The following is a 23637-nucleotide window of genomic DNA, read 5'->3' as shown; positions in this document are numbered from 1 at the left end:
ATATCGGAGTTTGACACTATTTTAGCAGCCCCTTTTTTGTAATAATTCGCAACGTTCATGGCAATATTTTTTCATATGATTTATAAAAGCCTTTTTAAGTGAAGTGATTTGTAATAAAAATTTATTTAGGCTATTTTGCAACGTCTCACCTTGCTCGCCAATTATTGTGTTTTGGCAAAGTATAGGTTCTTCTTTCGTAAATTCACTAGTTTCAAGCTTATCAATTCTATTAATAAGTAGTCCTCTTAGCATGTCTATAAAAATTAAGTTATATTTTTGATTACTTTCTTTTAATGCTTCATCTCTAGCTTTGAATATTTCACTAAGGGTGGCGGGATTATATTTTTTTATTTTTTCTACTTTATTAACTATTTTATTAAATGATGATTTAATGCTAGAGACATCTTCGGAATTTACTAAATTATAGATTATTTGTTGTGGCGCCCCATGAGTTTTTGTTTTTGGTAACACAAACTTATCACTGCTTAGCGCACTCTCTAACGTTATATTTTCTAAATAACCTGTAACACTAAATTTAAAACCAGTATCTTTATATTTTTTGCTCAATAAATTAAAGAACTTTTCATGATAATTTTCAATAGCAGCTTTGCATGATATAAGTTGTATGTCTGCGTCCAATATATTTAGATCCAACGAGGAAAAAAGGATATTATCTAAAATAGTTATAACGTCACTATAGCTTACAAAACCGTTGTTTAATTTTTTGTCTCCTGTTCCAAACTTCATATTATAAGCACCATGACCAGAAATAAAAACTCTTATCTTTGTTATCTTTTTATTTGGATTAATATATTTATTTAAAATATGTTTTTTCAACAACTCCACATATTTATGAAAGAGTTCATTATCAAAATTACAAGTAAGGTTAAACACTGGCACAAGTTTTTCATATTTTCGAAAATTAAAACTGGAGTGCAGAAAGATTTCGTAAGGTTCAGCACCTTTAAGCCTTTCATATTGGACTTGTCCTATCCAAGCACTTGAGTTATTATTAAAACGGTCTAAATCGTACTCGTTAAGTCGATCTCCAACAAATTTAAAAATAGAATGGTAATCAGGATTTAAACTATTTGTTTCATTAACAAACTTACTAAAGTTTATTGCTAACTCTAAATCATATGCCATTTTAGTTCTCCCTTTATTTTTGTTTTATTACCATCCGTCTAATTTCAGCTTACAACAGAGCCACCTACTTAGCCGCAATAATCATCTGTCCAGGAGTATTAATACTTATTTGGCCTCCCCAAATACACATACAAGTCGCGTTCTGTAGCAGAGCTGGTTGACCGTTAACCTTTGTTTTAGTTGCTGATGGTGTCCATGGAGATGGTATTATAGGTACGCATGGACATGGAGTAGGTACTATTGGTTTGCCCATACCAGCCGGATTTGAGGGGCTATTACACATTCCAAATGGCTTAATATTTACCATAGGAATATGATCATTTATAGTTGCTGCCAATTGACCTTGACCTTTTACTAAAGGTCCTTTAGGTAATACTGTTAAAGGAGTTGATACAGTGCCAAAAGAACATTTTAAAAGAGCATTACTTACTACAAAATTACTCATTATTACCTCCTATGTTAAATTTTATTACCTAATCAACAATATGCCAAAGTAAGAAAAAATAGGAAAACAAACAGCCGCTAAAAATATACTTTTATAGATCCATAATTTATAAGTTTTCCTAAATTTATTATCTAGATTATTAAGTGTTGGATAACTAATGTCACCTACTTCCTCATTTGGCAATATAGCACAAAGCTTATTTTTATATTTGTTTATTTCAGATTGTAAGCCGACATAACAACCTTTAAACCCTAATGCTAATATTAAATACAAAACTTGAGCTACAACTTTAGGAAATACGGGATTATCAAGGACAATTTCTATTATTTCAAAAAAATAGTCTCCCCCGTCGTTTCGCTGATAAACCTCCTCTTGGAGTAAGTGCCAATTAGTAACATTACTATCTGCTTCGAAGTTTAGTTTATTAATCACCTCATCGCAGTAAATGTATATTGCAAATGCAATATAAAAACTGATTCTCTCACCAAGCTCTTGGTGAATCAAATTGTGTATATGCGTTGTTTTAGTAATTACTTTCTCACGAAAAGCTATAATATCTTGCATATTTGTGTCTAAGTTATAACTTTCTATGAAAAAATTTATAGTAGCAAAAACGTCTATAATATCTTGATTCATAAATACTCCTTATATTATTTTGATTTGAAAGTTAACCTTAACACCTATTCGTTTAGAAAGGTGTGTTTTAAGAAACATACGTACAAGATCCGCATAGAAAACAAATTCAGGTTTATATAAGTCAGTTTTTATAGATATTACATAACGAAATTCACCACTTGACTCAATGTTAATAAGGTTTTTCTCAATAAACTTTACGGCATATTTATCATGATTTGTTATAAGAGAAATTAGCGTTTTAAAAGTGTCAATATCAAGACCTGTAGCGTTAATAATATTTAATACTTTTAAGATATTTTCTGCTCTTTCTAAGAGTTGATTCCTTCTAAAGCCGTAACTATAAATTATATTGAATTTCAGGCTACCAATACTCCTACTCAAAGGAATAAAAGTATAACTTTTTTTCTTAACATCCGCGGAGATTATCTGTGTCCATTGAGCGTTTATAACAATTTCATTAGAACCTGAAAGCTCCTCTAATGAAGGATCCAGGAAGGCTATTCTCATATGCCCTGAAGGCTCAAATATTAAATTATAGCTTTTTGCATTACTAAGATTTAGATAGCTATGATAAGCAATTTGTTTATTATATTCTACGCTATATAATTTTGTGGGAACATATTCATTAGGTCCATCTAAGTTCTTTACTCCATAGCTTTCTTGAGTATAATCACAGTTAATTTTCATTGCGTGATCTTCAAATAGGTTAAAGACAGGGAGTAGATTAGTTTTTATAACATTGGAAGCTAAAGGTTTCGATATATTATTAGATTTTGGTATTTCTATTTCTAACAAAATTTTATAAAAAAGATAATCTTCTGGTAAATCCTCAAACTCTATGTAAAAGTTACTAAATACGGCTTGTGTTAATGCCTTTAATATAATTTCTTGAGTTATCTCCAGATTAAACTTTAAATCAAAGTTTAAAAAAACAGTAATAGGTATGGGTTTATCTAACTCATTTACAAATAAAGTCATCTTTGCTGATTTATATTCTCTCAAAGTATTTATAAGATGGTAAATTTGATGGTTTTTCATAACCAAAGGATTAGCGCTTAGCAAAAAACGGTTTCTATCAAACCTAAAAGGTTTAATTGCGTCAATTTCAATGTTAATAATGTTGTTATCTATATAGCAATTTGTTACTTGAAAAGGTAATAGAGCAAAAGGTATAGCAGCCTGAAACCTAAAATTGCTATCGTCTAACTTTAATACGAATTCTTCACCTAGCTCTAAATCTATAAACTTATCATTTTGGTTTGTAGAAGCTTCTACTATAGCATGATTGGGTACATGTTGAAAAAAGTAAGGATAATAGCTATAAAATAAGTTAAACCTTCTTTGTAATATAAATTCTTGAATGCTTTGTGTAGAGCGTTGTACCGTATACTCTACCGCATCTATAATTACTTTTAGGTCGCCTGTCCCTAGAATATCATTTTTATTATGTTTATTTAATTCTAAATATTGATATAACTGCTCTTTTGACTGGATGTTCTTTAAGTCAGTATCCATACATACACCTTTCATAAATTTTTATTTTATGATTAATTAACTTAGTGTCTTGAGATAGATAAAAGGGCATAAAAATTATTTTTACAGGTTGAACTATAAGCCAAACAGTTACCATAATAGCATATCTATTTATGTCAAAAAGCTTACTTAAAACCAACTTTTCTATACATTTTGAAACTTCTTTGCATTTTTTTTTGTTAAATAAACGGTCAGATTGAAGAGTTATAGTAAAATGTAATTTAGGTGACAGTAATTTATTTCCAAGATGCATATTAGAGAGGTTCGTTTTTTGACTTAAGTAGCTAGCTTTATTAACTAAACTTAACTGCCACTTTGATCTAACGTTCAATTTATACTGTACAAGAGCCCTTTCAAATAAGCTGTTATAAGAAGATAATGAATAAAAAAAATTATCGTTTCTTGTAAAAAGAACGTCTCCATTTAAATATAAATGTTTTAACTCATCAGATTGTTCTATCAGAAGCATATTTATTTGGTGTTTTAAAAGTTTACTTGCTAAAGCGTTTAATACAGTACAAGATACAGAATCATTATTTATAGAAAAAAAATCCAATATGTGATCAGGCAAAGCCGAATTTGCAGATAGTATCCCCATATTTACAATAAGCTTAATTTTGTCCCGATCAAAAACTATATCTTCTATAAGCCTGCTAGTCTGGCTAAGACTTAAACGGCTTTCAAATGTAATATCTTGTGTATTAAAACCAATACGGTGCAACATGTTTAGCAGTATCATAAGATCAAGTTGCTTAAGTTTATCTAGAGGTATTTTCTTTAAATCTGTTTTGTTCATATATAATCTAACTATCCCTATACATAGTAATAAACGAATTTAAGTTCATTTACATCTTTACTATTTAGCAAAGATATTACCTGTTCACTAAGAACGTAATCCCACTCTCTTGATGGTAGAATTTCATAAATATCACAGTATTTATCGACACTTGATACAGGTAAAGGGTTAAAGTCCAACTTAGAAAGCTTTAAACCAACCATTGCGTATTTATTTACATGCTTAATTCTGCTTGGAGAAGTTAGCTTAATTGTAGAAAGTGAATAGCTATAATCTTGTGTTGGTTTACGCACAACTAAATAGTGCTTTTTACGATTTAAAACTTCAAACTCTATAATGCCTGTAGATAGTAAATTTTCTATAGGTTTTAAAACCTTATACTCTATAGCTTTTGTATGTAACACTTTCTCACGGATTGCTGCAATTAGATATTGAAAACTTTCCAAAGGTTTCTCGTGCTTATAAACCAAAGTAGAATCTACTTCTGTAGTTTCTTGGTATTGTAATAAATATAAATATATATTTTGAGTAGCATGAAATATAATTATAGGAGAATACTTACTATATGATAACTGCCAAATATAATACTGCAGCTGGTTACGGCTGTACAAAATATTATTTAATAACGTTAATTTAAAAGATGATATAGCTGAGTTAGTTGATTTTTCGTTTAAAATATAGGAGTGTATTATTTGTAATAAATTACTTAGTTTATCAGTCACTAATTTAAAGTTATAAACTTTTGTAGTTAAGATAGGAGGAAGGAATTCTTTAAGTGTCCAGTTGCCGTCTTCTAGTTTATTTAAGGTTAGTACTTTGAAACTAGACAACTCATCTGTTTTCTCAGGATTTACAGCTAGTGAGATATTGGAAAATTTTGTTTGAACTTTTGTATCATTATCACCAACGTCTTTTGTCAAAGGTTTTTTATTAATTTGTACGACAATCTCAGCGGTATCTGAATCTATAGTATTTAAATTTAATTCTAAGACTTTAGGGTAAGTGGAACTTTGGTAATGGATGCATTCGCAAGTAAGTGTTATGTATAGTAAGGATTCTACCCTAAGGATGTTTTTATCAAATAAATATTCATCTATTTTGAGCTCTGCTAGACCATAAAAATCTACAGTAGAGTTAACTTGGCAAAGGTGAATATTGCGCTTGTTTGATAAATGCTGAGATAGCGTAAAATGCTCAGGCAAAACTGCTTGTCCTAAGTGCCAATTTATTTGTTGCATACTCTTACTTCCACTCTACTGTTAGTAAATGTAATAATCATTTCTGCTCCTCTTTATAAATCCAAAATATCAAAATCTGGACCAAAAGCTTCATCATTATTTGGTGGTGTCTGATAATCATCAATTTTTTCATCAAGCATATTTTTAATATTATTTTTATAGTTAGAAGCTTGCAAAATATCGTCTATATCAAATCCAGTATTTATTTTTTTATTTTTAATATTTAACTCAATATCAGCGTGAGTTTTTTGCAGCATAAAATCCCATAAAGCAGAGCCTTTACTATTCTCTATAATTTGTTGAATTTGAGAGTAAGTTTCTGGTGTAACCGAATTTAAAAAAACCTGGAATTCCTTGGGAAAATATTTAATTGGATTAAATTCTTGTATTTCAGTCTGAATCGAATCAAAGAGTAAAGCTAGCTCAAACCTATCTGATACAGTATCCAAAGGGTTAGCTAAATTGTTAAATCTAGCTATTTTTAGCAAAAGGTTAGACCAATAGAAACTATATATATTTTCTTTGTTTGTCTGAGCCAAAGAGGTATCTACTTTCTCAATATCAGCTTTTTCTTGATTACTATTAACAACTTCTTTAAAAACGTATTTAGAAATAGTAGCTAGTATTTGGTTTTTTGCTCTATTAAAGTTAATTAATCCAACTTCTTGGATATTACATGCCAAAAGATCTTTAACTTGCTCTAAAAATTCTGTAACTTGCTGTAACTGATTATCCAAAAAATCAGGATAATAGTAGTTAATAGCATCATTAGCTTCATTAATTAAAGTTATGACGCTACGTAACACTATTGTATCTTTTTTATTTGTAGGAGTAATAAGATGATAACCACTTAATACTCCAGCTAAAATTTCTAATACTGAGACAAAATTTCCAGCTGAGTGGTTTATATTAAAGTAAGCTTGCAAGTAAAGGCAAAATAATTGTATATCTAATACATTATTTTCTTGAATATACTTAGTAATTAAACACATCGTTTCTTGAAAGCTTCGGTTATTTAAAAGTTCTGTACACTCATTTAGTAACTCAAGATTAGAGCGTTTACAAACTCGCCAATCCTGATTAGTATCAAATAGTTTTTTTAACTCTTCACTTGCCTTACTCATGTTTATATCTACTTATTATTTACCACTATCTACGCCTACAACTATTTTTTGACTACTATCACTAGTCCATGTAGAAATGGGTGTACCTTTTTCCCATTTACCGGAAATGATAATAGTTCCTGTTAACTCAGTTTCATTATTTGTAGCTGAACGGCTATATAAATCACCACACTCATGAGCTAGCAGATGCTGAAACTGGCGGGTCTTTTCTTCACACAGTGTAAATTTTGCTCCCTGTGGATCAAAATATTTAACAATAGTACCTTTGTTAGCTTGATCTACAGTTTGCTTATCATTAGCAGATGCTATCTCTACACTTAGCTGTGCTTTTGCTCCAGAAGACAATAGTTTTGTAATAGCCTTGTTTAATTCAGAAACTATAGTTTTTGTTGTTCGTAAGTGTAAGACTATAGTTTGGTTGACAGCATCAAAATCGCCATGCTCTAACTTAAAATTTACAGCAGCACTTCCTGGAGACGTTGTACCAACATCATAATAAGGTATTTTTGTTTTTAGGTCTGCTGGTCCTGCTTCTGCACTAAATTTAAGCTCCAAAAAGACAGCGTCATGGGTTGGTGACGGACTAGTTAAATTTGCACTAGGGTGCGAGTTTGGAGTTAAAACCATTTTTTGACCATCGATAGCTATAAAATCTGACATCTCTACTCTCCTTATTTATTTAAATGCCAACTACTTATGAGTTAAGTCTTGCATCAATACTTAACTCAACATCCATACCTTCAAATTGAACATGTGGAAGTATGGTAATATTTGATCTGTACCAACCGATTTTTCCTTCTATTGGCTCCACAGATATTTCTGCAGCTTTGAAAGGAAAATAACTTTTTGTCAGATCAGTAGGGTTTGGAACCGTGGTAACATAGCTATTAATCCAACTAGAAAGAGTGTTTGTAATAGTCTCTTTTGTAGCGGATGATCCAATACGATCACGCATTATCATCTTTATATAATGAGCTAATCGAGTAACTGAATATGTGTAAGAAATATTCGCTATTAACTGCGAGTTCTCAGAGTCTTTTGGATCTTTATATTCTTGAACCATCTTTAATGAATTAACACTAAAGAAGCAGCCTTCAGAAGTCCCTTTTTTATATACAAAAGGCATAAATCCTGCATTAGCAAATTCTAACTCCCTGTAATCTGGTATAACAAATTCTGTAGGGACTTTTAGCTCTTCATAACCTCTTATGTTAAAGGTATGAGCAGGAAGTCCTTCTACAGTACCTCCAGCACGAGGACCTCTAATACTTTGACACCAACCAGTAATTTTAAATGCTCTCATTAAGTTTTTAGCAAATAGTACTGATGAATTACCCCATGTATACTCTTCATTTGAAAGAGGACTAGTTATTTTTTCTTTAAAGTTCTTAATATACTTGCCAATGGTCGGATTATTATCTGGATCATACGGAGCTCTTAACAAAAATTGTGGTACTGTTAAACCGATGTATGCAGCTTGTTCTGTTTTACGAAAATTATTCCACTTACCGTATTTTGGATGTTCCATAAGAGCACCTAGATTTTTGATATCTGCTAAATCTTCAGCTGTTTCACACCCGAAAAACTTAGGACTAACTGCTGCAATAAAGGGAGCGTGTGAAGCTGTAGCTATTTTACCCATCAAAGACAGCCAGTTTATATCATCTTGTGTATTTTGAAATTCATACAAGCCAATCATTGTGCCGTAAGGCTCCCCACCATACTGGTCATATTCGCTTACGTATAGTTTTTTAAACATATCGCTGGATGAAATATCAACAGCATTGGTCTCAAAATCATCTAATAACTCTTCTTTTGAAACATCTAGAACTGAAAGTTTAATAGGAGCATCATTTGGTTTATCTAGGTAAATTTCATTAATAGATAACCATTGTTTCTCTAAAGCTTTAAACTTTTCATTGTGAATAATATCATTTACTTGCTCTTCGATTATACTGTCAATGCGGTTTATAACGTTACGTGTTAAATGTTTATTATAAAGGTTCATATCTTCATTTTTTGCATTTGCAAAAATAGCCGATAATCCAGCAGCTAGTCTTAAAACATCATCAGATGTTATATCTATCTGGTTATTTGCGTCTGTAACGTATTCATATTCAACTTTTCGCAAGATGTTTTCTGTTGTTTTTAAATTCAAGCTAGAGAATAGCTTTGATAAGTTAATCTCATCCTTTACTTCTATTGGTGTAACTTCAGACATTACTTCTCCTCCTTTTCGACTAAAAAAACTTCTTCAGTAACCATTTTGAAAGTCTCTAACGCAGGGAGCTCTTGTTTTATTTTTTCCAAAGTGGATTCATCTCTTAAGATTTCTTTTACCAAATTGCGAAAACCTTTATTGTTATCAACCGTTGACTCAAATTCTTGAACCATTTCTCTTAGTCGAATTAAAGACTTAAGCTGAGGAACGCTTTCAGCTATTACTCCTGGTTGAAAAGATTTCATGGAATCAATTTTTAACTTGACATCTAAATTTGAAGATTTAGTTGGAGTTATACGATTTGGAACTGAAATGTTAAGCTCCATATCCATATCCTTCATCATAGAGTCTATTGTTCCGTCCATGTGACGGATTTTTCTTTCTTCAAAGTCTTGCTTTCTATCTTTTGATAAACCTTGGGAAAGATCCCCCACTACCAAAAGTCTAAATGGCAACTCTTTGTCTTTTAGTTCCCCGTCGACCTCTGTTTTATAGCGAAGCATTAGTCGTGACTTAGGAATTTCATCATTTACAGCCATTTGCATCTCTCCTATTTCTTTGTCTTTAACTCTATCTTACAAAAATAGGGTTTTTGCTTTTATCTCAAAATTGATTCTAACAAGTAAAATTTTTTTTATAACTTTTTTTACAGCACTTTGTTTTAAACAAAAAACTAATATTAAACAAAAAAACTCCTTCTATGCATTAATTTTTTAGGATAAAAAGATGGTAAATTTTAGATTGTTTTTAATCTTCATAAATTTTTGGTGTAGAATCTCACGAAACTTTACTTTTCATATGTATAATTTATAAGAACCAGGAGGGATAAAAAACTAAGCGTAAGAACATGGATGAAGAAAACATAAATGATTTGATACTGCTAAATTTAATTAAAGAAGTTTCTCAAGATAAACTTATAGACTTAGTATACACAGAAAAATTTAATGATCTATTTAAACGAGATGGCATCCTAGAGAAGATGTTACCTATAGATGAGAAGCTTCTGAATAATATTGATCTAAATAAAAAATGGCATAAATCTCTTATAGAAAAATTGCTTCCAAATACATATTTATCGTTAGCTTGGCAATCAATAAAATTAAAAATAATACCTCTTGATGAAAAGCTTTCTTTACAGGCAGATAAGAGTATAGAAGTTAACTCATTCTATATTCAAGACCTTAAACTTTCTTTAGAAACTAAAGGATTTTGTGGCCATATAGATTTTGTATATCCATACCAAACTGAGTATGATAATAAGCTTATGGATATACTTGCAAATGGACTTCCTTTTCAACTAGAAATCTTGATTAAACAAGAGTTTTTCTTAGAGAGTGATCAAAAAGAATTTATTGAAAAAAATGGTGATTTAGGCAATCAAGAAATAAAGTTTACCGCCTATTCAGGTAACCATGAAACGAAAGAAACGCTAATAAGATCTCCAGAATTTGGCTTAGTAAGTGGAAAAATAAATTCTCCTTTAGTTAAATGTGATGCTTTATACAAAATAAGTTTTTGTGACGCAATGAGTTTCTTTTGGAAGCAGTTAAACCCTGTTTGCATATATAGTGGTCAATCATATAACGATATTTTTATAGAGCAAAACAGGCCTTTTGAAAAATTAGTTAAATTAATTTTTGATAAAAGTAGTGAAACAACTCTCAAGCAAAAGTTACCTTTTATCTGCATGAATTGTGAAGATGGTAGTTGTGAGGACGGGTTTCTTGGATACGTTAGTTATATTTTAAAACAATACAATTTATTGTTATTATACGATTATATTAGTGCCACATATACAATAACTTCTGATTACTCGAGTATATTGTCAAAAGCTAAACCTGTTAAAAGTATTCTAAAAGAAGATAAACAGCGTATACAAAGTATTAGGTATATATACAATAAGCCTTACTTACCAGAAAAGACTCTAATAAATGTAAATCCAAACTCTGCTGCTAAGCAACAATTAAAAGTCACAGAGTTAGACGATATACCTAAGAAAATAGATTCATTTAAGCAAGATTATACAACACAGCATGATGTTAACAACTTATTTAAACTAAAAGTAGATAATTGCCAAGCTAGACTAAAAAATAAATTTGCAGCAAAAAATACTGGTTTAGAAATAAATTCTAGCTCGCTTCCATGTTCATACTCAATCTTTCCATTACAAAACACTATTAGCTTAACCTCAGAGGAATGGTCCCTTATTTTAGGTAAAACTGATAAAAATATGGTTTTACATAAGATTGATTTGAATTTTGAAAAGACACCACTTTATGCAAAAAATAATAAAAGGCATCCTCTTGCCTATGAAGATAGGCAGGAAGGCAAAATATTAGAAGACAAAATTAGTTTTGAATTTGAAGATAAGCTTTTAAAAAACAATAAACTTCCTTTAATGTTTAACTGTCATTCAAAACTATACTTATATAATAAGGAGTTATGGCCTAAAAATAAAAGTTACCCAGCTTCTAAAGCACTAAAAATTAGTGGACATATTTTTGCTACAAAATCAGACGATGAAAAAGCAACCTATACCAGTGAACTTTTTAATTACACAGCTGATTCAAGTAAAAGTATGGCTGCAAATGAAAGCTATAGTTGTTCTGATAAGATAGCTACCCTGGATCCTAACGCAGCTAGTAGACCTAGATATCAAGTAAAGGTAGCTCCTCAACTATGGACAAAATTAACACCGGAAAATAAGCGCTTTGTACCTGCTGATATGATCTTATTCTCATATTCAAACGTATTGCTTTACTTAAAATCTGGAACGGAAGTAGAGATTAAGCTATTTCACGAACATGCAAACGTGACGAAAATAAAGAACTATATTGCTCCAGAAGATATGTTTACAGCAGGTGATAAAGAACAAAACCAAGGAATAATATTTGAGAATCGTAAAGAACAACTCACGATGGTTCAAAATACTTATGTACCTGGAGATAAAACAAGCTCATTTAAAATAAGTCACTGCCCTACAGATAACGGTACTCCATCAAACCTAGAGATGAATAATAAGTCGTTCAAAATAAGTGTAGATTGCAAAAAATAAGATTTTGGAGTAAATACATATGAACTTATATATCTTAATATTATTAGCTTTTGTATTAATTTTTATTGTTGCTGTTATTATATTACTAGTTTTTAATATTAAAAATTTAAGAAAGTATTTACGAAAGTTTCTTCCAAAATTTAGGTTAGGAAATTCTCTAAGGCTAAACAAGTCTTTTAGACAGTTATTATCACAAGCAGACAGAAAAACGAAAAAATCTTTTAAAACTAATGCTAATTTTTTTATCCATATAAATCCATCTAACTCAAAAGTTGTCGAAAATGAGACAAATAAAACTCTAGGGGTAGAGCTGTATAAGGTTGAAAGCACTAGCTACAATCATTATCTATCAGACCAATCTTATATCCTTGAATTACATAGATTTAATGAAGATCATATATACAAAGAATTAGGAACATTTTGTCATAAGGTTAGTTCGATGTGTGGGAAAATCCCAACTATTGTTTACTCATTTGAGCATATAAATATTAAGAACGAAACACTTATTTTAGAAGAAATAAAGAATCTAAGATCAGTAATAATACAACTAGCAAAAACTTACAAAAAGCTTCCTAATTTTATTTTGTCTGTTGCTGATATTGAAAAGCACCCTAACTATAGTACTTTTATTGATTATGTTGCAAAACATGATATCCCTCTATTATCATCTACTTTAAGCCCACAAAACATAAAAGAAGAATTTGAACATTATCTTAAGAAATTAAACGCCCTAGCAAATAATATGTTACTTAAAAAACATCCTCAGGGATTTTTGCGTTTTAGTTATTTCATCAACGATATCTATAATTGTTTTAAATATTTTTTAGAAAAATTAGATTATATAGATACGCCAAAAGCTATTCAGAGTATTTCTTTATATCTTAACAATACTACAGCTAGCATTAACCAGAACCTGTTTCAGAGGTCTTTTGGCTCTCAGCCATATAATGAAAAAATGCTCAAGAAAATAATATGGATATGTATGGTAGCTACATTAATTATACTAGGTGTAATGTTTGTAGCTAATATTTTCATTTACAAAAATATTATTAGTAGATATAAACAAGAGCTTTTTGCTATTTCAATTAAACCTAAAGAAGCTAAGCAAGTGGTCAATTTAAGTAAAAACTATATATCAGAGGTAAAAAGTAAACTAATAAAAAGTGTTCTGTACCCAGATAAAATGTTAAAGCATGGGATTTATATTAATGAAGGTATAAAGATTCAACATCAACTTTTAGGCTTATTAGAAAATACTTTCTCCTCAGATGATACAATAAATAGAATTTTTATCTTTTTAACCTTATACGCACCTCAAAATACTGATTTACAACGTTTTGTAAAGTCAAATATGAAGTTATGGAGTTTAGCAACAAATATACCTGAAGATGTTATTACAACGTATATCAGCGCTCCAGTACCAAAAGTAAATATTAATATGACTAATAAAGATCTTAATAATTTAGATTTGACTTATAAAAACTTACTTGTTAATTCCAACCTGTACGAAATGGTTAAATCATATGTGTTAGAGAATACTACTATTAATCTAAAAACTTTACATATATTTCTAGACGAACTAGGCTTACCTGTAGCAAAACAACAAGCTATAATCATATTCATGGAGAAGGTTTTTCCTACAATGAAAAAATCTCTATCAGAATATAACAGAGTATTTCTTGAAAAACTTTACGATAAGATCAAAGATACTACAAAGTCTTCAGATGAGCTTAAAGATATAAAAGAGCTAATTCCTTCTATGAGTGAAACCCAAGTAGACAATCTCCAGGCAGCTATTGACTTGTTAAAAAAAATAGACAAAAAGTTAGAAAAGAATTTACCTAATGATACAAAAATGGCAAAGCCAATATGGCATAAAGTAATTATGCAGGCAACTTATAACGATATAACGAACAATCTTGTATTATCAAGAGCTAAACTTATAGATAAAAATACTGTTAAGCAATCTACAATTAATATAGCTGACAAAGGCAGTTATTATGGCAATATCTCAACTATATATACCAAGGCGGGACTAAAAGAAATAATATTCCCAGAGATAACTTCCTATAAAGAGGTTATTAATTTACTAAAAAAATATGATATTAATAGTTCTGCTATTAATAACTATTATAATAATGCTTTACAAACATATATAGACAATTATAAAAAATCATATATTAAACTTATAACTTCATACAAAAATAGTATAAATCCTAATGATATAGTTTCTTCTTTACTGCTTATTTCATCAACTAGTTCCCAGTTTAATAATATGTTAAAAACTCTAATAGAGAATACGACTTTTGATAAAAAAAACCTAGAAAAAATACCTCAATTAGAACTAATTAATTCATACTTCCAAAACGTTAATAAAATGATTTCTAACCCTAATGATATGGAACAATATAATCAAATAATAAGAAGTATAGTCGATAAAATTCATGACTCTGATGACAAAAGTGATGCTATAAACAAGGTAACTCTTGATTTATTTACACAGCCAAAAGGTTCTTATTTATATAAAGTAAATTCTTTGCTGAAGAAGAATAATATCAGTGAAGAAAATTCTATTATTTTCACAGCACCATTACAAAGTATCATGCAATTTGGGAGACCTTATCTTACCACGTGTAAGTATAATCTTTGGGAAAAAGATATATTACCAATGATTGATAAACAAAAAAAATATTATCCTTTCATAGATAAATCTGACACAGCTATTTCTCCAAAAGAGCTTACTGAAACCTTTGGTCCAAAAGGGAAATTTTGGAAAACTGTCAAAAAAGATATGTACGGAATATTTGAATACAAAAATGAGCAATGGATAGCTAAAATTCCAGGTCTATTTGGCTCTAATACTCAAAATATGGTTAGTATTCTTAATAGTGTCCAAAAACTTACAAACTCTTTATGGGATAAATCTGGAAAGCCAAAACCTTTAGACATTACATTACATATAATGCCAGCTCCAAATGCCTACTTGGCAAATAATACTTTTGTTAAAATGACTATTTTAAGTACTGGTAATGAAAAAGTTATAGGAATTAGTACCCAACAAAAGCCTATAACGCTAAAATATAAATGGTTTGAGCAGCAACCCAGCTCTGTGGGGTATATAGATAACTATGATCAAATTAACTCTATAGAAATACATTCAAGCTACTGGTCTTTTTTAAAGCTTCTTGATGCAGCAAATAAAGACGGTAACACATATACTTGGAATCAAAATAATATAGCTACTAAATTTAAAATTCAATTTGACAATATGTTTAGTGAGTTTAATAAAATAAATACCGCGGAGAGCATATAATGAAAAAACTCCTCTTTAGTATAACCACCTCCCTTTTATTATCAGGTTGCATAACGACTACAGCAAAAGATAAATTTTATCTTAATCTAAAATCTTCTGCTCAGGCAAACGAAGGTAACAATTATCTAGTAGTTTATGAGCAACCTAGTTCTATGGAAAAGATGACTCAGACAACATATGACTCTCTTAGCAAACAAATCCTAGATAGCGAACACCAAACAAAGCTAATTCACCCTCAGAATCTAACTGACACATTATCGTTTAAATCTAAGGATGAGCCTGGAGCTATATATTTTGTTATGAATATAGGCAAAGATTATAACACCTGGAGATATTATATACCTGACCCTGCTGGAAACTCATGGAGTTGTACAGTAGATAATAATGGGTATATAAGCTGCAAAGAAAGCGAGTAATAATATTATGGCAGATAATAATAATTTTTTTGAAATAACTTCTGACGATATAACTATAAATGCAAACCAAAAAACCATTTTGACACTAAGTCAGAAAGATGAGTCAGCTAAATTAACAGCTAAAGAGACAACTATTGAATGTAAAGATAAAATTATTCTAAAATGTGGTAGTAATAGTATAGAAATAAATTCTAGTACAGTGATCATAAAATGTGGAGAAAGTTCGGTGGAGCTTTCTTCTAGTGGTGTTAGTATTAAAGGAACATCTATAAATCTTGATTAATTCGTTTGAAAAAAATAGTTGCAAATACAATATTCTTAAATTTTTAACAAAAGTTATAAAAAATTAATTTGGCTTAGCGTAAATAAAGGGACTTTCCAAATAAATGTGTAAATTCTTAATTAACCTGCTAGATTATTTCTAGCGAAATATTAAGGATAGAAACAATGTCTAAGAATAAGAAGTCAGAAGATATTTACACAGCTATTGCAGATCAAATAATAGATTCAGGTGTTGATATTAATCAAATGTTTGAGAAAGATGGTTTGCTAAAGCAACTAACAAAACGATTATTAGAAAAAGCACTAGATGCAGAAATGAATAGTCATCTTGGTTATTCAAAACACCAAAGGACTAATTCATCAAATGCTAGGAATGGCTATAGTAACAAGACATTAGCTACAGACACAGGTAATTTGGAAATATCAGTTCCACGAGATAGAGATAGTGACTTTGAACCTCAAATAGTTCCCAAAAGAGTCACCAAGATAAACGGCTTAGACCAAAAAATTATATCTTTGTATGCTAAAGGTATGAGTACTACAGATATCCAACAACAGTTATTTGAGTTATATGATACAAAGATAAGTACAAGCTTTATAAGTGATGTTACAGAAGCTATTATTGATGATGTTAAAGCATGGCAAAATAGACCTTTAGAGTCAGTTTATCCAATAGTGTTTTTTGACTGTATAGTCGTTAAAGTTAGAGAAGACAAGCATATTATTAATAAAGCTGTGTATGTGGCTCTTGGCATATCGTTAACTGGTCATAAGGATGTATTAGGTCTTTGGATCAGTCAAAATGAAGGTGCTAAATATTGGCTTAGTGTTTTTACTGAATTAAAGAATAGAGGCTTACAGGATATATTTATAGCATGTACTGATAATTTAAAAGGCATGTCTGATGCTATACAAGCTATATACCCTGAGACAAAGCATCAGCTTTGTATCGTTCATCAAATTCGTAATAGTCTTAAGTATGTGCCATATAAAGACAAGAAAGAGGTAGCTAGAGAGTTAAAGAAAATATATGATGCTGATACCATTGCAATAGCTCAATCTGAGCTTGATAACTTTGCAAATAAATATGATACTAAATATCCTTTAATTTCAAAGTCATGGATAAATAATTGGGATAATTTAACTGTATTCTTGCAATATCCTCCAAAAATTCGTAAAGTTATTTACACTACTAATGCGATTGAATCGCTTAATAGCCAGTTTAGGAAAGTCATTAAGAATAAAAAGCTATTTCCTAAAGATGACTCTGTTTTCAAATCTTTGTACTTGGCTATAGATTATTTGACTAAAAAATGGTCTATGCCTGTTAAATATTGGAATGAGGCTATGCCTTATTTCGCTATCGAGTTTGAGCATAGAATTCAGAGATTCATGTAAGTGAATTTACACAGTTAAGTGGAAAGGCTCTAAATAAAACCATTACTATCCGAGTAGTATCCTAAATTACTATAATTATTATCTATTAAATTATTTTCAAGGTATCGTTTTGAACGAAGACCCATGTAAAAATCATCTTTTGGTTTTTCTTTTATACTAAATCTAAAATCACGTTTTTTTAGATACCTTATATTAGTAAAAATATTATACATATTTTGACATATTGGGGAACCAGGTTTTCGTATACTAAAGTTAGCGACACCTCTAAATAAATATAAAAAATTTTCTTTATATCTCCATAAATACTCAAATAACATTTCAGCAAAAAAACATTTTTTAGGAGTGTACTTGTCATAATCACATATTAGCTGATAAATACATTTATGTGCACTTAAAAGACTGCCTGAGGTTATATATATGGCAACCATGTCAGTAACAAACTTTCTAACATATGCATCTTCTTCTTTTGACCCTATTTGCTTTTTTATATAGTTATTAAAGCAAACTATAGTAGCCTCTATTAATATATTTCTATTTCTAATTTCAGAGTTATGAAGCTCTAACAACAATGTATGCCATTGATCTTTATTAGATATCCATGGAGGAAGCGACTCTACACATCCTACTACGTGATGTTTGTAGCGTTTTACCTTATAGAATTTAATGTTCTTTCTATATGTATAATCTAGGTTGTAAAGACGGTAACATTCTATTAGTTCATCAAGTGTGGTACTAGGTATTTGTATAGATATATCACCAATTAATTTCTTAATCTTATCTATATAATATTGGTTTTTAAGCATATTCTCATTCAGGTCTATATGGCTAAAAGTAAGAGGCACATTGGTGGTATATGGTTTTAGATTTATACCCTCTAAAATAAAATGTATTTTCCTGTTTTTCTTTATAAAGCGTGATATATTTTGTCTGCAAAGGAAACTTATAATTAAGTGATAAATATCAGCGCTTAGATTGAGCGCACTCTCGTTAAATTTCTGTGGATATTTACCAATAGCTTTGGCCCAATCAGTAGCATATTCCTTATAAGAATACATTTCATCGGGTCTTCTCGAAAGGTATGTTTTAATCAATGGATCATCCATATTTTTATCAAAATCGAGGAAATTCTCAAAATTGGCTAATTTAAATTTGTTTTTCTCTCTGCCAAAAAAGTTATATATTTGTAGAAATAAGTTGTGAAATGTTAACGCAGTTTTCTTACCTCCTATACCTATTAGTGCATTATATTGATCAGATAGATGGGGGTATGTTTTTATATATTGACTTTCTGTTCTAGATAGATGCTTCAATACACCTATTCTTATACCGGCCATGCCATAAATTAAATCACCAAGGTTAAAGTTGTCTTTTAAATCCATATACTTTTTTACGCAATAACTAAACTACTAAGGAGACTATTTTACGGTGTATTATTTTTATTTTAAAGTAATGAAAAAATTTTTTAATAATATATTACTTATATACAACTTTATTTATTACAAAAACTTATTTAAAACTAATTTAGTAGCCGAGCAGAATGCAGCAGGTAAGCTTATGTCGAATACAAAATAGTCTCCTTAGTTATTAGATACACAATAACCTTTTTACAAGTTTCCTTGCTTTAACAGGATTAAATAAAACAGTACTTAGAGATAAATGATCAGCCCCAGCATCTAGGTATTTTTGGGCATCTTCTAGAGTGTATATCCCGCCGCCGCCAATTATGGTTATATTATCGCCAAACTCTTCTCTAGCTGCTTTTATAGCTGGTAGGGTATATTTCTGCAAAGGGTAGCCTGATATACCACCTTTCTCTGTAGGGATTGTATTACAAAGATGAAACGTTGTTATTCCAACAGCTACATACTCTTTTATCTTAGCATTAATATTTATAGTTGGTGGCATTTTGATAGATATATTTCTACCCTCAAATAGATAGGCAAGCTCAGCAGGAAAATCAACAATACTAGCATTAGGACAACCAATATTAATTTCTATGTTTTTATGATTAGCAAACTTTTGTGTTTTTAAAGTTGCTGCAAAACTATGCCAGTCTGCTATTTCTAATGCAGCTAATGAAATAATATCTTGCGATCTTTTGGGTGGATTTGTATTTGCTAAACCAGGATTACGTAAACCAATTTTATTACGCCAAGCATTTTTTTCTATTTTGCGAATAGTCTTTATAGCTTGTTTTATAAGGCCCCAACGTCTATTTACTGTAAAAGATCCATATACATTAGAGGTTTCTTTAAATTTAATATACTTCCCAAAGGGTGGAGAGATTATTATCTTCTTTAAAGTTTTGTTTTGCATAATTTTTATATAAACTCTTGTAATTTAGCCACGATATTATCAGCTTTTAGTAATGGTCTACCAACGATTATATAATCTACACCCAACTCTTTAGCTTTTTGCGGAGTTAAAGCATTAAAATGATCATCTTTAGAGTCTGACTCAAGTCTAACACCTGGTACATATAACTTAATTTTATTACCAAATTTTGCTTTTACATCTGTAACTAAATGTGGATGACATATAAAGTTTTCCACACCTAAATTCACGCATCTTTCAAACTTAGCTAAACTATCTTGTTTATCAAAATTAGCATCACTACTTAGTGTAATCACTGCTAAAGGAGTAGCCTGTGTATCTGCACTAAGAGCTGCTTTTACCATCTCATCACTAGCTGTACCATGAAAAGTAAAATATTTAAAGTTTGGAATAGCTTTTGAATAATTTTCAATGGCTGTTTTAACAGTATTTGGAATATCGTGTAGCTTAAAATCTAAAAATATATCTTTATCGCCTACAAGTTCATGAATTTCTTTAAAAGAAAGAGTAGAACATAAAATATGACCTATTTTTATACAGTCAACATACTTTGAAATAATGGCTGTCTTTTCTAAATCAAATTTAGAAATACCATCAGCTGAAAACATTATTTTCATATAATTCTTCTTAAAGTTAGTTACTAAACTAGTATTTTGTATTAGTATAGCAAACCTTGTTGAATATAACTAAATGGGTTTTTATAAAAAATTTATTAAATATCTATAAACACACATAGATATAATTAATATGACTATATTTTGCAGTCACTCAAATCACCAAAGTTGTCACCAAAACTAAGTTACTGAGTTTTACCTTTCCTTTGGATACCGCTTTTTGGGATTAGCTATAAATAACCATTATCTTTATACAGTCGTAGTTAAAATGCATGATCAAACTCTAAAGCTAGACCTTTCTTATCACTTACTATTTTTCCTTGATGGTATTTTAATATGCCATTTACGATAGTTGAATGGATTCTTGACTTAAATGTATAACCTGCAAAAGGTGTCCAACCACATTTATAATGACAACATTCATCAGTTACTGTATGCGGATTATTCAAATCAACTAACACTAAATCAGCCATATAACCTTCTCTAATAAAACCACGATCTTTAACTTTATACACTATAGCAGGAGCGTGAGCCGTTTTTTGTACCACTTGTTCAAGTGTTAAGAAACCTTTGTGATAATGCTCTAAAACCGAAATAAGTGCTTGCTCAACTAATGGTAAACCAGCTGGTGCTTTAAAATATGTCCCTTGCTTTTCTTCCCAAGTGTGCGGAGCATGATCTGTAGCTATCACGTCTATCACGTCATTTTTAACTGCTTCTAGAAGAGCTAAACGGTCAGTTTCTTCTTTTATAGCTGGATTACATTTAATTAAAGCTCCTTTTTCAGCGTAATCTTTACGTGAGAAAAATAAATGATGAGCACAAACTTCAGCTGTAATTCGCTTTTGTTCTAGTGGTAACTCATTATTGAAATGAATCATTTCCTCAGCTGTAGTTAAATGTAAAACATGCAAACGAGAGTTATATTTTTTAGCTAAAGACACCGCTAATTGTGACGATTTAAAGCAAGCTTCACGTGAACGAATATCAGGATGCAAGTCAAATGGTACGTTTTCACCATATTTTTCACGGGCTTTATCTTCATTTGCTTTAATCATAGGTGTATCTTCACAGTGAGTCACTATTAGTAAAGGACTATTAGCAAAAAATCCTTCTAATGTTTGTTGGTTATCTACTAACATATCACCAGTGGAAGCGCCCATAAAAATTTTGATTCCACAGGCATCATTTGGTTTTAAGCGCTTAAGCTCATCGACATTGTTATTCGTAGCTCCTAAATAAAAAGCGTAATTTGCATGTGAACGTTGAGATGCTCGTTCTTTTTTCTCAGCTAATCTCTCTACAACTGTGGTGGCTGGATTAACGTTTGGCATCTCCATATAAGAGGTAATACCTCCCATTACAGCTGCTCGTGACTCAGATTCTATATCTGCTTTATACATTAAACCAGGCTCTCTAAAGTGTACCTGATCATCAATCATTCCGGGTAATAAATGAAGGCCTGTAGCGTCTATAACCTTATCAGCGTTTTTATTTATATCACTATTAATCTGCGTTATTTTGCCATTTTCGATGAAAATGTCAGATTTAAAAATTTTTCCTTCATTTACAACGGTAGCATTTTTAATAAGTAAACTTTGAGTAGACATATTTTATCTCCTTTTGACGTTCTAAGGAGATTATAATCAACGAAGTTATAAATCTCTAGGCTTAAAAAAATATCGTACATGGTAAGTCAAAGGAGGATTTTAATAATTTCTAATTACTTCAAAAACTTCTTGTAATTTTTTCTCATCTTTTTCACCAGTTTTAGATTCTACTCCTGAGTTTATATCATATCCAGAACATTTGAGCTCTATTGCTTTAGCTATATTTGTAGAATTTAGACCACCAGATAAAATTATACTTTTTCTATCCTTTATAAGATTCCAATCAAAAGTTTTGCCTGTGCCACCTTTTTTACCATTTACTTGGCTATCTAAAAGATGGTAATCAACATTATCTAAAAACTTCGGAATTTCTGTACCGACACCGTACGCTTTCCAGATCTGACAATTTTTATGCAATTTAGCTTTTAAATTATCTATGTATTGCTGGTTTTCGTTGCCATGAAGTTGGACTGCGTTTAACTTTAAACCATAAGCAAAATCTACAACTTCATTAATATCAGCATCAGAAAACACACCTACATAATTTAATCTAACTTTTTTAGATATCTGTTTAGCGATGTCATAATTTATAAAACGAGAAGATTCTTTTACAAAAATTAACCCTCCATAAACAGCTCCTGCATCATATGCTTTTTGAGCATTCTCTACAGATGTTAAACCACAAATTTTATTAAATCCATAGATAATCTTTCTTACAGCAAGTTCTAGGTTACGTTCCCCCATAAGAGAGCTGCCGATAAGAAAACCGTCAGCATAATTTCTTAAATCTCTAACCTCTTTGTTTTTATAAATACCTGACTCAGAAATTATAATTGCTCCTTTTGGTATTTTAGGGGCTAGTATTTTTGTTGTGTTTAAATTTATAGATAAATCTCTAAGGTTACGATTATTTATACCTATAACTTTTGCTTTTAGATTTATAGCTCTTTGCAGTTCCTCTTCATTACTTACTTCTGTTAAGATACCCATATTTAATCTATTAGCAACTTTTGCTAATTTTTTATATTCTTGATCTCCAAGCACAGAAAGCATTAATAAAATAGCATCTGCCTTATAATATCTAGCTAAATATATTTGGTATTCATCTATAATAAAATCTTTACACAAAATAGGTTGTTGTACTTGGTTTCTAACTATTTCTAAGTTTGCAAAACTTCCCATAAAAAATTCTTCATCTGTAAGTACAGAGATAGCATTAGCATAATTTTTATATACAGAAGCTATTTCATTAAGATTAAACTTTTTACGGATAATTCCTTTGGAAGGTGAGCCTTTTTTGCACTCTAATATAAATACAGCTTTTTCAGACTCCAAAGCTTTATAAAAATCCCTATCTGTTTTGACAACTTCATTTTTAAAAATTTCTAGAGGAAATAATCTTTTTTTTGCAAAAAGCCATTTTCTTTTTGCTTCAACAATTTTTGCTAATATCGTTTCCATATTTTACTTCTTTAG

Annotated in this window: 20 protein-coding genes; 5 read left to right on the top strand and 15 right to left on the bottom strand. The window is 30.2% G+C overall.

Annotated features, from left to right (window positions below; genetic code table 11):
- Positions 1–21: 21 nt before the first annotated feature.
- The 10 genes from E3E15_RS07475 to tssB form a co-directional block, all read right to left on the bottom strand.
- Entirely contained in the window at positions 22–1146 is a 1125-nt protein-coding gene (locus tag E3E15_RS07475; RefSeq protein WP_172107159.1) for a hypothetical protein, read from the bottom strand.
- Positions 1147–1210: 64 nt separating this feature from the next.
- Positions 1211–1591, bottom strand: coding sequence for a DUF4280 domain-containing protein (locus tag E3E15_RS07470; protein WP_035720431.1), 381 nt, complete (start codon positions 1589–1591; stop codon positions 1211–1213).
- Between the two features lie 24 nt (positions 1592–1615).
- A complete protein-coding gene (locus E3E15_RS07465) occupies positions 1616–2227 on the bottom strand; it encodes a DotU family type IV/VI secretion system protein (protein ID WP_172107158.1) in 612 nt (203 codons plus the stop codon).
- 9 nt (positions 2228–2236) lie between these two features.
- Positions 2237–3742, bottom strand: coding sequence for a type VI secretion system baseplate subunit TssF/IglH (iglH, locus tag E3E15_RS07460; RefSeq protein WP_172107157.1), 1506 nt, complete (start codon positions 3740–3742; stop codon positions 2237–2239).
- Complete coding sequence (locus E3E15_RS07455) at positions 3732–4556, bottom strand: hypothetical protein (RefSeq protein ID WP_172107156.1); 825 nt, start codon at positions 4554–4556, stop codon at positions 3732–3734. Before E3E15_RS07455 ends, iglH begins: the two co-directional genes overlap by 11 nt.
- 17 nt (positions 4557–4573) lie before the next feature.
- Positions 4574–5794 carry a type VI secretion system baseplate subunit TssK gene (gene tssK, locus E3E15_RS07450; RefSeq protein ID WP_172107155.1) on the bottom strand — a complete coding sequence of 407 codons (1221 nt, stop codon included), beginning with the start codon at positions 5792–5794 and terminating at the stop codon, positions 4574–4576.
- Positions 5795–5847: 53 nt separating this feature from the next.
- Complete coding sequence (locus E3E15_RS07445) at positions 5848–6918, bottom strand: type VI secretion system protein IglI family protein (protein ID WP_172107154.1); 1071 nt, start codon at positions 6916–6918, stop codon at positions 5848–5850.
- Positions 6919–6933: 15 nt separating this feature from the next.
- On the bottom strand, positions 6934–7578 hold the full coding sequence (locus tag E3E15_RS07440; protein ID WP_035720422.1) for a hypothetical protein: 645 nt from the start codon (positions 7576–7578) through the stop codon (positions 6934–6936).
- A gap of 34 nt (positions 7579–7612) precedes the next feature.
- Complete coding sequence (gene tssC / locus E3E15_RS07435; protein ID WP_133940810.1) at positions 7613–9139, bottom strand: type VI secretion system contractile sheath large subunit; 1527 nt, start codon at positions 9137–9139, stop codon at positions 7613–7615.
- Complete coding sequence (gene tssB, locus E3E15_RS07430) at positions 9139–9678, bottom strand: type VI secretion system contractile sheath small subunit (protein WP_172107153.1); 540 nt, start codon at positions 9676–9678, stop codon at positions 9139–9141. The genes tssC and tssB overlap by 1 nt, the downstream gene beginning before the upstream one ends.
- 308 nt (positions 9679–9986) lie before the next feature.
- Between tssB and E3E15_RS07425 the strand changes: the two genes are divergently transcribed.
- The 5 genes from E3E15_RS07425 to E3E15_RS07405 all read left to right on the top strand — a co-directional run bounded on the left by E3E15_RS07425 (position 9987) and on the right by E3E15_RS07405 (position 17603).
- Positions 9987–12194 carry a hypothetical protein gene (locus tag E3E15_RS07425; RefSeq protein ID WP_172107152.1) on the top strand — a complete coding sequence of 736 codons (2208 nt, stop codon included), beginning with the start codon at positions 9987–9989 and terminating at the stop codon, positions 12192–12194.
- A gap of 19 nt (positions 12195–12213) precedes the next feature.
- Positions 12214–15507, top strand: coding sequence for a cation-binding protein (locus E3E15_RS07420; protein WP_172107151.1), 3294 nt, complete (start codon positions 12214–12216; stop codon positions 15505–15507).
- A complete protein-coding gene (iglE, locus tag E3E15_RS07415; protein ID WP_245313661.1) occupies positions 15507–15923 on the top strand; it encodes a type VI secretion system lipoprotein IglE in 417 nt (138 codons plus the stop codon). The genes E3E15_RS07420 and iglE overlap by 1 nt, the downstream gene beginning before the upstream one ends.
- A gap of 7 nt (positions 15924–15930) precedes the next feature.
- Complete coding sequence (locus E3E15_RS07410) at positions 15931–16206, top strand: hypothetical protein (protein WP_172107150.1); 276 nt, start codon at positions 15931–15933, stop codon at positions 16204–16206.
- A 164-nt stretch (positions 16207–16370) separates the two neighbouring features.
- A complete protein-coding gene (locus E3E15_RS07405) occupies positions 16371–17603 on the top strand; it encodes an IS256 family transposase (RefSeq protein WP_172106156.1) in 1233 nt (410 codons plus the stop codon).
- A 29-nt stretch (positions 17604–17632) separates the two neighbouring features.
- On the opposite strand, the gene E3E15_RS07400 is transcribed toward E3E15_RS07405, so the two are convergent.
- The 5 genes from E3E15_RS07400 to trpCF all read right to left on the bottom strand — a co-directional run bounded on the left by E3E15_RS07400 (position 17633) and on the right by trpCF (position 23622).
- Positions 17633–18982: a hypothetical protein gene (locus tag E3E15_RS07400; protein ID WP_172107149.1), complete on the bottom strand. Its 1350-nt coding sequence runs from the start codon at positions 18980–18982 to the stop codon at positions 17633–17635.
- Between the two features lie 205 nt (positions 18983–19187).
- Positions 19188–19919 carry a beta/alpha barrel domain-containing protein gene (locus E3E15_RS07395; RefSeq protein ID WP_172107148.1) on the bottom strand — a complete coding sequence of 244 codons (732 nt, stop codon included), beginning with the start codon at positions 19917–19919 and terminating at the stop codon, positions 19188–19190.
- Positions 19920–19924: 5 nt separating this feature from the next.
- Entirely contained in the window at positions 19925–20554 is a 630-nt protein-coding gene (pyrF, locus tag E3E15_RS07390; RefSeq protein WP_209451677.1) for an orotidine-5'-phosphate decarboxylase, read from the bottom strand.
- Between the two features lie 260 nt (positions 20555–20814).
- A complete protein-coding gene (locus E3E15_RS07385; protein ID WP_172107147.1) occupies positions 20815–22161 on the bottom strand; it encodes a dihydroorotase in 1347 nt (448 codons plus the stop codon).
- A gap of 99 nt (positions 22162–22260) precedes the next feature.
- Positions 22261–23622, bottom strand: coding sequence for a bifunctional indole-3-glycerol-phosphate synthase TrpC/phosphoribosylanthranilate isomerase TrpF (gene trpCF / locus E3E15_RS07380; RefSeq protein WP_172107146.1), 1362 nt, complete (start codon positions 23620–23622; stop codon positions 22261–22263).
- Positions 23623–23637 lie beyond the last annotated feature (15 nt).

The sequence above is a fragment of the Allofrancisella frigidaquae genome, assembly GCF_012222825.1.
Taxonomy (GTDB): Bacteria; Pseudomonadota; Gammaproteobacteria; order Francisellales; family Francisellaceae; genus Francisella; species Francisella frigidaquae.
This window is presented reverse-complemented; position numbering and strand designations above follow the sequence as displayed.

Excerpts from the sequence above, each read along its gene's own strand:
- E3E15_RS07475 (WP_172107159.1), bottom strand. The coding sequence starts at position 1,146 with ATGGCATATGATTTAGAGTTAGCAATAAACTTTAGTAAGTTTGTTAAT.
- E3E15_RS07470 (WP_035720431.1), bottom strand. The coding sequence starts at position 1,591 with ATGAGTAATTTTGTAGTAAGTAATGCTCTTTTAAAATGTTCTTTTGGC.
- E3E15_RS07465 (WP_172107158.1), bottom strand. The coding sequence starts at position 2,227 with ATGAATCAAGATATTATAGACGTTTTTGCTACTATAAATTTTTTCATA.
- iglH (WP_172107157.1), bottom strand. The coding sequence starts at position 3,742 with ATGGATACTGACTTAAAGAACATCCAGTCAAAAGAGCAGTTATATCAA.
- E3E15_RS07455 (WP_172107156.1), bottom strand. The coding sequence starts at position 4,556 with ATGAACAAAACAGATTTAAAGAAAATACCTCTAGATAAACTTAAGCAA.
- tssK (WP_172107155.1), bottom strand. The coding sequence starts at position 5,794 with ATGCAACAAATAAATTGGCACTTAGGACAAGCAGTTTTGCCTGAGCAT.
- E3E15_RS07445 (WP_172107154.1), bottom strand. The coding sequence starts at position 6,918 with ATGAGTAAGGCAAGTGAAGAGTTAAAAAAACTATTTGATACTAATCAG.
- E3E15_RS07440 (WP_035720422.1), bottom strand. The coding sequence starts at position 7,578 with ATGTCAGATTTTATAGCTATCGATGGTCAAAAAATGGTTTTAACTCCA.
- tssC (WP_133940810.1), bottom strand. The coding sequence starts at position 9,139 with ATGTCTGAAGTTACACCAATAGAAGTAAAGGATGAGATTAACTTATCA.
- tssB (WP_172107153.1), bottom strand. The coding sequence starts at position 9,678 with ATGGCTGTAAATGATGAAATTCCTAAGTCACGACTAATGCTTCGCTAT.
- E3E15_RS07425 (WP_172107152.1), top strand. The coding sequence starts at position 9,987 with ATGGATGAAGAAAACATAAATGATTTGATACTGCTAAATTTAATTAAA.
- E3E15_RS07420 (WP_172107151.1), top strand. The coding sequence starts at position 12,214 with ATGAACTTATATATCTTAATATTATTAGCTTTTGTATTAATTTTTATT.
- iglE (WP_245313661.1), top strand. The coding sequence starts at position 15,507 with ATGAAAAAACTCCTCTTTAGTATAACCACCTCCCTTTTATTATCAGGT.
- E3E15_RS07410 (WP_172107150.1), top strand. The coding sequence starts at position 15,931 with ATGGCAGATAATAATAATTTTTTTGAAATAACTTCTGACGATATAACT.
- E3E15_RS07405 (WP_172106156.1), top strand. The coding sequence starts at position 16,371 with ATGTCTAAGAATAAGAAGTCAGAAGATATTTACACAGCTATTGCAGAT.
- E3E15_RS07400 (WP_172107149.1), bottom strand. The coding sequence starts at position 18,982 with ATGGATTTAAAAGACAACTTTAACCTTGGTGATTTAATTTATGGCATG.
- E3E15_RS07395 (WP_172107148.1), bottom strand. The coding sequence starts at position 19,919 with ATGCAAAACAAAACTTTAAAGAAGATAATAATCTCTCCACCCTTTGGG.
- pyrF (WP_209451677.1), bottom strand. The coding sequence starts at position 20,554 with ATGAAAATAATGTTTTCAGCTGATGGTATTTCTAAATTTGATTTAGAA.
- E3E15_RS07385 (WP_172107147.1), bottom strand. The coding sequence starts at position 22,161 with ATGTCTACTCAAAGTTTACTTATTAAAAATGCTACCGTTGTAAATGAA.
- trpCF (WP_172107146.1), bottom strand. The coding sequence starts at position 23,622 with ATGGAAACGATATTAGCAAAAATTGTTGAAGCAAAAAGAAAATGGCTT.